This is a genomic window from Coprococcus aceti (assembly GCF_025567285.1).
Lineage (GTDB): Bacteria > Bacillota > Clostridia > Lachnospirales > Lachnospiraceae > Coprococcus > Coprococcus aceti.
Window position 1 is genome coordinate 23,952 of the sequence record NZ_JAOQJT010000007.1, and the last position, 12,499, is coordinate 36,450.

10 protein-coding genes are annotated in these 12,499 nt (G+C 46.0%); all 10 read left to right on the top strand.

Annotated elements, in window-relative coordinates:
* Positions 1-71: 71 nt before the first annotated feature.
* The 10 genes from ychF to OCV54_RS10260 all read left to right on the top strand — a co-directional run bounded on the left by ychF (position 72) and on the right by OCV54_RS10260 (position 12,492).
* Positions 72-1,169 carry a redox-regulated ATPase YchF gene (gene ychF, locus OCV54_RS10215; RefSeq protein WP_055223899.1) on the top strand — a complete coding sequence of 366 codons (1,098 nt, stop codon included), beginning with the start codon at positions 72-74 and terminating at the stop codon, positions 1,167-1,169.
* Positions 1,170-1,193: 24 nt separating this feature from the next.
* Positions 1,194-2,285, top strand: a complete 1,092-nt coding sequence (gene lgt / locus OCV54_RS10220) for a prolipoprotein diacylglyceryl transferase (RefSeq protein WP_022217208.1) — start codon at positions 1,194-1,196, stop codon at positions 2,283-2,285.
* Between the two features lie 337 nt (positions 2,286-2,622).
* The gene (mraZ, locus tag OCV54_RS10225) at positions 2,623-3,075 is read left to right on the top strand and encodes a division/cell wall cluster transcriptional repressor MraZ (RefSeq protein WP_015533171.1); all 453 of its coding nucleotides are present in this window, start codon (positions 2,623-2,625) and stop codon (positions 3,073-3,075) included.
* Positions 3,076-3,094: 19 nt separating this feature from the next.
* Positions 3,095-4,030 (top strand): 16S rRNA (cytosine(1402)-N(4))-methyltransferase RsmH, encoded by a 936-nt coding sequence (gene rsmH / locus OCV54_RS10230; RefSeq protein ID WP_015533170.1) that lies wholly within the window; start codon positions 3,095-3,097, stop codon positions 4,028-4,030.
* Between the two features lie 27 nt (positions 4,031-4,057).
* Positions 4,058-4,633: a hypothetical protein gene (locus OCV54_RS10235; protein WP_015533169.1), complete on the top strand. Its 576-nt coding sequence runs from the start codon at positions 4,058-4,060 to the stop codon at positions 4,631-4,633.
* Between the two features lie 37 nt (positions 4,634-4,670).
* Complete coding sequence (locus OCV54_RS10240) at positions 4,671-6,968, top strand: peptidoglycan D,D-transpeptidase FtsI family protein (RefSeq protein WP_022217209.1); 2,298 nt, start codon at positions 4,671-4,673, stop codon at positions 6,966-6,968.
* A gap of 189 nt (positions 6,969-7,157) precedes the next feature.
* Complete coding sequence (locus tag OCV54_RS10245) at positions 7,158-8,903, top strand: peptidoglycan D,D-transpeptidase FtsI family protein (RefSeq protein WP_055223975.1); 1,746 nt, start codon at positions 7,158-7,160, stop codon at positions 8,901-8,903.
* A 70-nt stretch (positions 8,904-8,973) separates the two neighbouring features.
* Entirely contained in the window at positions 8,974-9,933 is a 960-nt protein-coding gene (gene mraY / locus OCV54_RS10250) for a phospho-N-acetylmuramoyl-pentapeptide-transferase (protein WP_022217211.1), read from the top strand.
* A 46-nt stretch (positions 9,934-9,979) separates the two neighbouring features.
* Complete coding sequence (gene murD / locus OCV54_RS10255; protein ID WP_055223901.1) at positions 9,980-11,341, top strand: UDP-N-acetylmuramoyl-L-alanine--D-glutamate ligase; 1,362 nt, start codon at positions 9,980-9,982, stop codon at positions 11,339-11,341.
* A 38-nt stretch (positions 11,342-11,379) separates the two neighbouring features.
* The gene (locus OCV54_RS10260; RefSeq protein WP_262563320.1) at positions 11,380-12,492 is read left to right on the top strand and encodes an FtsW/RodA/SpoVE family cell cycle protein; all 1,113 of its coding nucleotides are present in this window, start codon (positions 11,380-11,382) and stop codon (positions 12,490-12,492) included.
* The last annotated feature ends 7 nt before the right edge of the window (positions 12,493-12,499 follow it).

The window sequence follows — 12,499 nt, forward strand, 5'->3', positions numbered from 1 at the left end:
TGGTACACCAGCGAAATACGAAGCCTGCAAAGCTGCATAAAATCAAGGTTTTTAAGGAGGAAATATATAAAATGAAATTAGGAATCGTAGGACTCCCAAACGTGGGAAAGAGTACACTTTTCAATTCACTTACAAAGGCAGGAGCGGAATCAGCTAACTATCCGTTCTGTACAATAGATCCAAACGTAGGAATCGTTGCAGTGCCGGATGAGAGGCTGGACAAGCTCACAGAGATGTACAACTCAGCCAAGACAACACCTGCTGTTATAGAATTTGTAGATATCGCGGGTCTTGTAAAGGGCGCATCAAAGGGAGAAGGACTTGGAAACCAGTTCCTTGCGAACATCAGAGAGGTTGATGCCATCGTTCACGTTGTAAGATGTTTTGAGGATACAAATGTCATCCACGTTGACGGTTCCGTAGACCCGATCAGAGATATAGAGACCATCAATCTGGAGCTGATATTCTCAGATATAGAGGTGCTCGACAGAAGGATCGCCAAGACCATCAGAGGTGCAAGAAATGACAAGATGCTTGCGAAGGAGCTTGACTTCCAGCAGAGGATCAAGGCTCACCTTGAGGATGGTAAGCTTGCAAAGACCATAGAGGTCGCAGATGAGGACGAGCAGGCGTGGATAGAGGAATATAACCTTCTCACATGGAAGCCTGTAATATTTGCCGCAAATGTAGGCGAGGAAGACATTGCGGACGATGGCGCTTCAAATGAGAACGTGCAGAAGGTAAAGGAATACGCAAAGGACTTCGATGCAGAGGTATTTGTAGTATGTGCACAGATAGAACAGGAGCTGGCAGAGCTTGATGATGAGGAGAAGAAGATGTTTCTCGAGGATCTTGGAGTTAAAGAGTCTGGTCTTGACAAGCTTATCAAGGCAAGCTACTCACTTCTTGGCCTTATCAGTTATCTGACAGCCGGAGAGACAGAGTCAAGGGCATGGACCATCAAGAAGGGAACGAAGGCACCTGGAGCAGCTGGCAAGATTCACTCAGACTTTGAGAGAGGATTTATCAAGGCGGAGGTTGTCAGCTACAAGGATCTCATGGACTGCGGAAGCATGCTTGCTGCCAAGGAGAAGGGTCTTGTAAGACAGGAAGGCAAGGAATATGTGGTTGAGGATGGAGATGTTATTCTCTTCAAGTTCAACGTGTAAATGAATCTAGGAGGATGTAACGATATGTCTCAGATATCAGAATATTTTAGAAGCATATTCTTTCCGAATCTTGGGATAACCCTCAGAAACATAGGTGACCATATCAATATAGGAAGCTTTGAGGTGAGGTTCTACGGGATCATCATCATGATAGGATTCCTGCTGGCATATGTACTCGTCACAAACGAGGCAAAGAGAACAAAACAGAATCCGGAAATGTATCTGGATTTTATACTTATACTTATCATTCCGGCCATACTTGGAGCAAGACTTTACTACATTTTGTTCAGACTTGACCAGTATATAGTGCAGGGCGATGTGGGAGCTACACTCAAAGCCATGCTGAATATCAGAGGCGGCGGACTTGCCATATATGGTGGAATCATAGCGGGAGTCATCACGGCGGTAATATTCTGCAAGGTGAGAAAAGTCAGCTTTGTACTCATGGCGGATACAGCCACTTTTGGAATACTGATCGGACAGATACTTGGAAGATTTGGAAACTTCTTCAACAGAGAAGCATTTGGCGCATATACGAACAGTAAGATGGCCATGGCGATTCCGCTTGATTACTACAGATCTGATGGCAATCTTGACTATCTGGAGAGAACCGGGGTCATCACACAGAAGATGCTGGACAATGTGGTGAATATAGACGGCATGGATTGCATAACGGTCCATCCGACATTCCTGTATGAGTCCTTATGGAATCTTATGCTGCTTGTGTTCTTATTTATATATAGAAAGCACAAGAAATTCAAAGGAGAGTTCGCTCTCATATATGTGGGAGGATACGGACTCGGAAGATTTATCGTCGAAGGTCTCAGAAGTGATTCCCTGATGATCGGCAATACAGGGATCAAGGTATCCCAGGTGCTTGCACTTGTATGCTTTGTAACTGCCGTGGTACTGCTTGTCATAAATTATGTAAGATGTGCCAAGCGTGGCTGGCCTGCTGCAGTTATGGGAGACGCCGCTGGCACAGAAGTGAAGATTAGTGGCGAATGTGATCCTGCGGATACAGAAGTGGAGACCAGTGGTGAAGCAGACGCTGCCGGTACAGAAGTGGAGACCAGTGGTGGATCAGATGACGCTGGAGAAAAAAAAGAAAGATGACAAAGATGCCACAAAATAGCATTTCAGCGCAGAAAAAGTGGCAATAAAAATAATATAACAGGGAGACAATACAGATAAATACCCACAAGGTGGAGATATCCCCCACGAAATGGGAAAAAACTGGGATTTGTCCCCACCACAAAAAGCCTGTAGGTTTGACAGTGAAAACTGTTAGATCTACAGGCTTTTTTGCGTATTTGCACACACTTTTTTCATATAACAGGGTTGCAATTTGGGGGGCTATAGTATAGAATAGTGGTTACAAGTGGCATTACTGTGCAACTAAGTGGTGAAAAGTGGTGATTGAACCGGAGTTATACGAAAGGAGGAGATCGGGATGTCCAGATGCTTATCAGGTGAATATGAACATAAGCTTGATGCAAAAGGAAGACTGATCATGCCATTAAAACTTCGTTCGGAACTCGGGGAGTCATTCATGGTAACCAAAGGAATCGACTGCTGTCTCTATGTATATGGAATGACAGAGTGGGAGGAGTTCGTTGAGAAGCTGAACAAGCTTCCTATGACCAACAGAACGGCCAGAGCCTTCAAGAGAGGTTTTCTTGCCGGAGCGGTCAAGTGTGAGCCGGATGCACAGGGAAGAATACTTCTATCTCCGAAGCAGAGAGAATATGCACATATAGACAAGGATGTGTATGTCATCGGTAACGGTGAGAAAGCGGAGATCTGGAGCAAGGAAGAGTGGGATGGCCCTGAGAACATGAGTGATAATCAGGCCAGCATGGACGAGCTTGCAGATGAGCTTGATGCACTTGATTTTAGTTTTTAGAAGAGAATGGTAATTGATTATGGAATTTGCGCACAAGTCGGTCTTGCTTGAGGAGACCATCGACAACCTGAATATCAAGCCGGATGGCATCTATGTGGATGGCACATTAGGGGGAGCCGGACACTCAGAGCAGATTGTGAAGAGGCTTGGTGAGGGCGGCAGGCTTATAGGTATCGACCAGGATGAGGATGCCATAGCTGCAGCGTCGAAGAGACTTGAGCCGTATGGGGATAAGGTGACCATAGTCAGGGATAATTACCAGAATTTCAGAAGAATATTGGATGAACTGAACATACAGAAGGTGGACGGGATACTCCTTGATCTGGGAGTGTCTTCATATCAACTCGATAATGCGGATAGAGGATTCACATATCGGGTTGATGCTCCACTGGATATGAGGATGGACAACAGGCAGACAAAGACTGCAAAGGATATAGTCAATGATTATTCCGAGGCTGAGCTGTTCCGTATACTTAAGGATTACGGAGAGGAGAGATATGCAAAGAGTATTGCATATCATATATGCAAGTACCGTGAGAACAAGGTGATAGAGACGACCGAAGAGCTCAACGATATAATCCGTGGTTCCATACCGGCAAAGGCGAGGAATGGACAGGGACATCCGTCCAAGCAGACATTTCAGGCGATCAGGATCGAACTGAACAGGGAGCTGGATGTGCTCAGGGATTCAATAGACGGCATGATAGCAAGCCTGAATCCGGGAGGAAGATTGTGTATCATCACATTCCATTCCCTTGAGGATCGGATAGTGAAGCTAGCATTCAGGAAAAATGAAAATCCATGCATTTGTCCACCGAACTTTCCGGTGTGCACATGCGGAAGAAAGCCTCTCGGCAAGGTGATAACGAGAAAACCGATCATACCGGGAGAAAGGGAGCTTGAGGAGAATTCCAGATCAAAGAGCTCAAAGCTCAGAGTGTTTGAGGCAATTTGACAGATATAAATGAAAGAGGCGATATAGATGGCAGATAGAAGATACTACACAGAGGGTAGTTCTGCAAGACAACTGAATTATGATGACCGGGCTGGACGTAACAGATCCCGCGAAGCTGTAGTCAGAGGCTCAGCCGCTCCGGCGAGAAGACCACAGCCTTCAGTGAGACCTGAGAGAGCTCCACAGCCGGCGCGAAGAAAGAAACAGGGATCATCTCATCTGACTGACAGAGAGAGACGAGAGCTTGCAGCCAGAAAGGCACAGAGAAAGGCAGTTACAAATGCACAAATAAGATATACGGCGGGCATGGTTGCTGCGATAATCGTTGCGGTGGCGCTGTGCTGTTATCTTCTGAAACTTACATCAGATGTCAAGTCACAGAAGGAGTCAGTGGCAACGCTGAAGAGCCAGGTGGCAACACAGCTTGACGAGAATGCAAGCTACAGCGCAGGACTTGATTCCATGACAGATCTGGATGAGATATATAATATTGCAACTACTAAGCTCGGCATGGTATACTCACAGCCGGGACAAACATTATACTATTCACAGAATAATGATGATTACGTAGTACAGTACAAGGATGTCCCTAAGGCCAAGTAGTCTTAGGGATATTTAATTTTTAAGGTGGAAAGATAAAATGTCAAAGAGATCAAAGCTATTTTTAAAAGGGATGAGAAGAAAGACCAAGATCGCATATTTGCTGGTGGTGGGAGTTCTGGTGGCACTTACCATAAGAGTTGTGTACATCAACGTGGCAAATGGAAAGGAGTATTCGGAGGCGGTGGTTCTGCAGATGGACTACAATTCCACGGATATTCCGTATGAGAGAGGCGAGATACTGGACAGAAATGGAAATGTCCTTGCAAACAGTGAGAAGACCTACAGCCTGATACTTGAGCCTGTGAATATTCTGATCACGGAGAAGGGAAAGGCGGCAACAAGAGCTGCGGTGCTGGAGTATTTCGATGTGTCAGGAGACGATTTTGACAAGCACATTGCAAATGAGGATTCTTATTATGAGGTAGTCCTCAAGGATCTTCCATATACAAAGGTTAAGGCATTTGAGGATTACTGTAAGACCGATGAGGGCGCAGATGTCATAGGAGTGAGATTCGAGACGGTGTATAAGAGAAATTACCCAAATGGATCTCTGGCGTGTCACCTGCTCGGATACACCGCCAGCGGAAATGTTGGACAGGGTGGTATTGAGGGCTATTATAATGACTACTTAAACGGTGTGGATGGCAAGACTTACAGATATATGTCGGGCTCAGGCGGCGTTGACTCGGAGACTGTGGCAGCCCAGAATGGTGAGACAGTAGTATCCACCATAGATATGAATATACAGAAGATCATAGAGGACAACATCACTGAGTATATGCAGAATACAGGTGCTAAGCAGATAGGTATCATAGCAATGGATCCAAACAATGGCGAGATACTTGGAATGGCAAGCTCACGTACCTACGATCCAAATGACCCGATGAACACACAGGCGCTCAGGAACATGACAGTCACCGTCACCCAGGAGGTTGAGATCGAGGGTGCAGATGAGAATGCGGACAGCCTGATAAGCGTTGAGAGTGCAAAGAAAAATACAACAGCAACAACGGAGAGCAGCGAGGATGGCACTACCACAGAATCATCCACAGAAGCGACCACCGAACAGAAGAATGTAAAGACTGAGGAAGTGGAATACGATTTCTCAAAGATGTCGGATGAAGAGTTCCAGAGCACGATAGATGGATTTACATCAGACCAGTTATATGAGGCACTCAACTATGTATGGCAGAATTACTGTATAAGTGATGTGTTTGAGCCGGGTTCAACATACAAGGCATTTACCATAGCGGGAGCCATGGAGGATGGAGTGATCTCAGACGGAGATGAATTTCTCTGTGATGGTTCACAGGTCGTAGTCGAGGGAGAGAGCCCTATTTACTGTAGTTACAGAGCAGGACACGGAATGGTTGACGTCAAGAGAGCTCTGGCTGTTTCATGTAATGATGCGTTGATGCAGATAGCGGACAAGGAGGGACCAGAGACATTTGACAAATATCAGATGATATTTAACATTGGTTCCAAGACAGGAATAGATCTCGAAGGTGAGACGACAGGTATTAAGTACGATGTGGAGAATCTTAATCCTACAGAGCTTGCGACATCTTCATTTGGACAGGGTGTTACAACATCTATGATCCAGATGGCAGCGGGATTCTGTTCTGTAATAAACGGCGGAAATTATTATGTGCCACATGTTGTCAAGAGACTTCTGGATTCAGACGGAAATGTGGTTGAGAATATGGATCCGGTGCTTGTCAGAAAGACCATATCCAAGGAAGTGTCGGATTACATGAAGACATACCTCCAGGCGGTTGTTGAGGAAGGTACAGGATATGCGGCTGGAATAGAGGGCTACACCATCGGTGGTAAGACAGGTACAGCCGAGAAGCTTCCTCGAGGAAATGGAAAATACGTACTGTCATTCATAGGATTTACCCCTGTTGAGAATCCTCAGATAATGCTTTACGTTGTAGTTGATGAGCCTCATGTTGAGGATCAGTCAGGATCAGGAGCAGGAGCAAAGCTGTTCAATCAGGTTATGCAGGATCTCCTTCCATACCTGAATGTATACTCAACAAACGGAGATGATGTGGCTTATGACGGAACGGAGGAGCCGCTCTCATCAGCATTTGACACGGATACAGAGACTGCAGATACAGAGGCGGCAACAGAGGATGCGGCTGCTGAGGACACATCAGCGGAAGATACATCAGCGGAAGATACATCGACCGACGACACATCGGCGGATGACACATCGTATGACGATACGGCAGACGACAGTTATACGGCGGACGATACATGGGAGGATGACAGCGGAACAGGCGACGGCACGGATACGTGGAGCGGTGACGAGGACTATTCCGGCGAATGATAATTTACACAGTAAACCAAAGCATCGAAGGTGCAGATACACCTCCGGTGCTTTTTTAATGCAGAGATAGATTTGTACACGAATAGGCGAATACATGAGGCATCCGGCTAATATGATAATAAAAAAGTCCGGGATCAAGAGTTGAAGGTATACAGTTATAACAGGCGGAGGATAAAGTTTGTGTTCGTTATGGCGGCCCTAGCGCTGGGAGTTATAGTTGGCCGTCTTGCATACATAATGCTCTACAGGGGAGAATATTATAGTGAGAAAGCAGATTCCCTGCATGAGAGGGAGAGAAGCATAAAAGCTCCCAGGGGAAGGATATACGACAGAAATGGCAATATCATAGCGGACAACAAGGCGGTGTGTTCAATATCCGTGATACACAGCCAGATAGAGGATGAGGCGGAGGTCACAGAGCTTCTTACAAGATATCTGGATAAGGATCCGGCAGACATCAGGAAGAAGGTGGAGAAGGTATCCTCAAGGGAGCTCATAGCGTCAAATGTAGACAAGGAGACCGGAAAAAAGATCAAGGCGGCTGCTGTTCCGGGGATCAAGGTGGACGAGGATTACAAGCGCAGCTATCCATATGATACCCTTGCATCGAAGGTTATAGGCTTCACCGGTGCTGACAATCAGGGAATACTGGGCCTTGAGGTGACATATGACAGTGTGCTCACAGGGACAAATGGAAGCATAAATGCGGTCACGGATGCAAGGGGAATAGAGCTTGCGGAATATTCAGAAACCAGGACAGAGCCCATTCCCGGAAATGATCTCGTGACAACACTGGATTTCAATATACAGAGATATGTGACACAGGCTGCAGAGAAAGTCCAGATCGAGAAAAAAGCAAACAGGGTGTGTGCAATAACGATCAATCCCCAAAATGGCGAGATATATGCCATGGTGGATGTGCCGGAATACAACCTGAACGAACCGTTCAAACTGGTTAAGCCAGAGAACGATGAAGAGACAGACACAGGGGAAGATGCAGAGAGGAATAACAGCGCATCCGGGACATCCATGTTGCTGCCTACAGCCGGCAATATGGATGAGCTGAACAATATGTGGAGAAATTATCTGATAAGCGACACATATGAGCCGGGATCAACCGCCAAGATAATAACACTGACGGCAGCACTCGAGAAGGGAGCGGTCGACAGCAGCTCAAACTTTTTCTGCCCGGGATATAAGATAGTTGAGGACAGAAGGATAAGGTGTAGCAAGACCACGGGCCATGGAAGCCAGAGCCTTAAGGAGGCGCTCATGAATTCCTGCAATCCGGCGTTTATGGAGATAGGAGAGAGAACAGGTGTGGATGGCATGTACGAGTATTATCACAAGCTGGGATTGTTCAGTCAGAGCGGAATAGACCTTCCCGGAGAGGCAAACTCCATCATGCATAAGAAGGAAAATGTCGGGCCGGTAGAGCTTGCCACCATGTCGTTTGGACAGTCATTCCAGGTGACTCCGATACAGTTCATATCTGCAGTGTGCACGGTTGTGAATGGAGGGCATACGGTAACTCCACATTTGGGAAAAAGGATAATAGACAGCAGTAAAGAAACTATTACAGCCATTGAATTTGACGAGCAGAGACAGGTTATAGATGAGGAGACATCACAGAAGATGCGGGAGATGCTTGAGGCAGTCGTTGCCGAGGGCGGCGGATCAAAGTGTGCCATAGAGGGCTGCAGGATAGGCGGAAAGACCGCCACGAGTGAGAAACTTCCCAGAGGAACAGGCAGATACATATCTTCTTTTATAGGATTTGCGCCGGCGGATGATCCTCAAGTCCTGACGGTCGTGCTAATAGATGAGCCCGAGGGCACATATTATGGAGGAACCATAGCGGCCCCTGTTGTGAGAGATATTTTTTTGAATATTCTTCCCTATTTGGGAATTGACAAAGCCACAAATGAGTATTAAATTTATCTCAGTCTGAAAACAGTTTAAGAAATACATAGTCCGCGGTGTGCGGGCAGGTAAGGAGTACAAAATGAATTTAGATTTAAAGATTGTTTTACCGGTAGTGATAGCATTCTGTATCAGCGTGGTGCTGTGCCCTATAGTTATACCGTTCCTGAAGAAGCTCAAGTTCGGTCAGTTTGTCAGGGATGACGGCCCACAGGCACATTTGAAGAAGGCCGGAACACCAACCATGGGTGGACTTATAATCCTTCTGTCACTTACGATCACGACGCTTATCTATATGAAGAAATATCCGGATGTCCTTCCGGTGCTTTTTGTGACACTTGGATTTGGACTTATCGGATTTATCGATGATTACATCAAAGTTGTTATGAAGAGATCAATGGGACTTCACGCATGGCAGAAGATGCTCGGACAGATTGTCGTTACGGGAGTATTTGCATATTATGTAGAGAAGTATTCAGATATCAACAATGAGCTTATAATACCATTCCTTGGCAAGACGGTTCAGCTCAACAGCACACTCTATGTGATACTGTTGTTCTTCATCGTGCTTGGAACAGTTAATGGTGCGAACTTCACAGATGGACTTGACGGACTTGCGTCATCAGTCACGGTTCTCATAGCCACATTCTTTGCGGTTGTAGCAGTGGGAACAGACTCAGGTGTTGCTCCGGTTGCCTGCGCAGCGGTTGGATGTCTTCTTGGCTTCCTTGTGTACAATGTGTACCCTGCAAAGGTATTCATGGGAGACACAGGTTCTCTGGCACTCGGTGGATTTGTTGCATCAACAGCGTATATGCTCAAGATGCCTATATTCATAGTTATAATAGCTTTCATATACTTCATTGAAGTATTATCAGTTATAATACAGGTTGTTTCATTCAAGCTTACAGGCAAGAGAGTGTTCAGAATGGCACCTATACATCATCATTTTGAGCTCGGGGGATGGCCTGAGTCAAAGGTCGTTGCTATATTTTCTATAGTGACTGCAGTCCTCTGTGTGGTAGGTTTACTGGCTCTGTAATGTAGAAAGGAGAAAATGGTGCAGTGGTGCACCATGGTGAAATGATATGGAGATCAATACAGCGATAGTAGCAGGAACAGGAAAGAGTGGAATCAGTGCAACCAAGCTTCTGGTAAATCATGGAGTAAAGGTTTATCTGTTCGATGAGAACAAGGACAGAGATATAGAGGCGATAAAGGAGAAGACAGGCGATTCAGAGCTTGTTCAGATAGAACTCGGTGAGCTTGGAGAGGATGCCCTCTCATCATCACAGCTCATGGTCATCAGTCCGGGAATCCCTGTTGATGCGCCATTTACAGATGTGGTGAGAAATGCGGGAATACCTATCTGGAGTGAGATAGAGCTGGCATACCATTATGGTAAGGGTAAGATAGCAGCCATAACAGGAACAAACGGCAAGACTACAACTACAGCCCTTGTGGGAGAGATAGTCAAGGCACACAATGCCAAGACCATCGTTGTGGGAAATATTGGAATACCTTACACAGAGCTGTGCGACACAACAGACGATGATTCAGATACAGTTGCAGAGATAAGCAGTTTCCAGCTTGAGACGGTTATAGATTTTCATCCGAATGTCAGTGCAATACTCAACCTGACTCCGGATCATCTGAACAGGCACTATACATTTGAGAATTATGGAAATGTAAAGTTTTCAATAACAAAGAATCAGACCATGGATGATGTGACAGTCCTCAACTATGATGATGAGCATACACGCGCCATGGGAGAGAAGGCAAAGGATCATTGCCATGTAGTATATTTCAGCAGACTGGAGAAGCCGGCCGGTGGAGTATATGTAGAGGATGGGGATATCATCCTCGAGGATGGCGATAAGAAGATCAATGTACTTGCCATTAAGGATCTTAAGCTCATGGGAGCTCACAATGTTGAGAATGTTCTGGCAGCAGTTGGAATATCATATTATATGGGAGTCCCTGTTGATGTTATCAGAGATGTTGCAACATCATTCAAGGCTGTTGCTCATAGAATAGAATATGTTGACACCATCGATGGTGTCGCATACTACAATGATTCAAAGGGAACAAACCCTGATGCAGCCATAAAGGGAATACAGGCCATGGTGGCTCCTACATTCCTCATAGGTGGAGGCTATGACAAGGGTTCTGAGTACGACGAGTGGATAGAGGCGTTTGACGGCAAGGTAAAGTGGCTCGTTCTCATAGGCCAGACTGCGCAGAAGATAGCTGACTGTGCCAAGAGACATGGATTTAACTCAATTATATTTGAGGAGAATCTTCAGGATGCGGTAGCATATTGCCATGAGAATGCGGTTGACGGAGATGCGGTGCTTCTCTCACCTGCATGTGCAAGCTGGGGACAGTTTGACAACTACGAGCAGAGAGGCGATATGTTCAAGGAGTATGTAAGAAGCTATAAGGAGTGATCTGATTGCATGGAGGTCCTGAGGTTTCAGAAGATAGAGTGAGAGATGCACGAAGACGGTGTCCGGGAGGATATGTGGATGTGACCATGCTCCTGGCGCTGGGGATGATTCTGATATTTGGGCTTGCCATGATATACAGTACGAGCAGTTACAGGGCGTACGACCTGTACGGAGATCAGATGTACTTTTTTAAAAGACAGGCACTTTATATGTTGCTGGCGGTCTTCGCCATGTACATAGTGTCAAGATATGACTACAGGCGGCTGCTCAGGCTGTCTGCGGTCATTTTGCTGTCATCACTTGTTCTTCAGGTGGTGGTGCTGATAATAGGAACGGCCAGCCATGGGTCAGCAAGATGGATATATATTGGACCTATAGGATTTCAGCCATCAGAATATGCCAAGACGGCGATCATAATCTACACCTCGGCGAGGGCTGCCGTGGAGAGCAAAAATCTGTGCAGACCGGGCTGCCTTATAAAGGTAATGATCCTGCCCGTGATCACCATAGTCCTGATCGGTGTGGAGAATCTCAGCACGGCTATAATCTGTTTTGCAATCCTTTTTGTAATATTGTTTGTGGGAAGCCCCAGGGTCAGACATTTTGTTCTGATCGGTATATTTGGTGTTGTCGGGAGTGTGCTTTTCATAATGTTCGCAGGCTACAGGGCGAACAGAGTCAAGATATGGCTTGATCCTGAAAATTACGCAGATGGCTATCAGACGGTTCAGTCGTTATATGCCGTTGGTTCCGGTGGACTGTTTGGAGTGGGCTTTGGGAGAAGTGTCCAAAAGATGGGGTTTATTCCGGAGTCACATAATGATATGATATTCTCAGTCGTGTGTGAGGAGCTCGGAATTGTCGGAGCGGCATTTATACTTATCATTTTTCTTATATTACTTAGGCGGATGGCTGTGACGGCCATGAATGCCAGAGACAGATTTGGAAGCATGCTCACAGCGGGAGTGATGGCACATGTGGCGGTCCAACTGCTGATAAATGTGAGTGTTGTCACGAATACCATTCCGCCGACAGGTGTGCCGATGCCATTTGTCAGTTATGGCGGAAGTTCGATAATTTTCATTCTGATGGAGATGGGGATAGTGATGTCCGTATCCAGAGGAATTTCGTATGACGAAACAGACATATGACAGATCC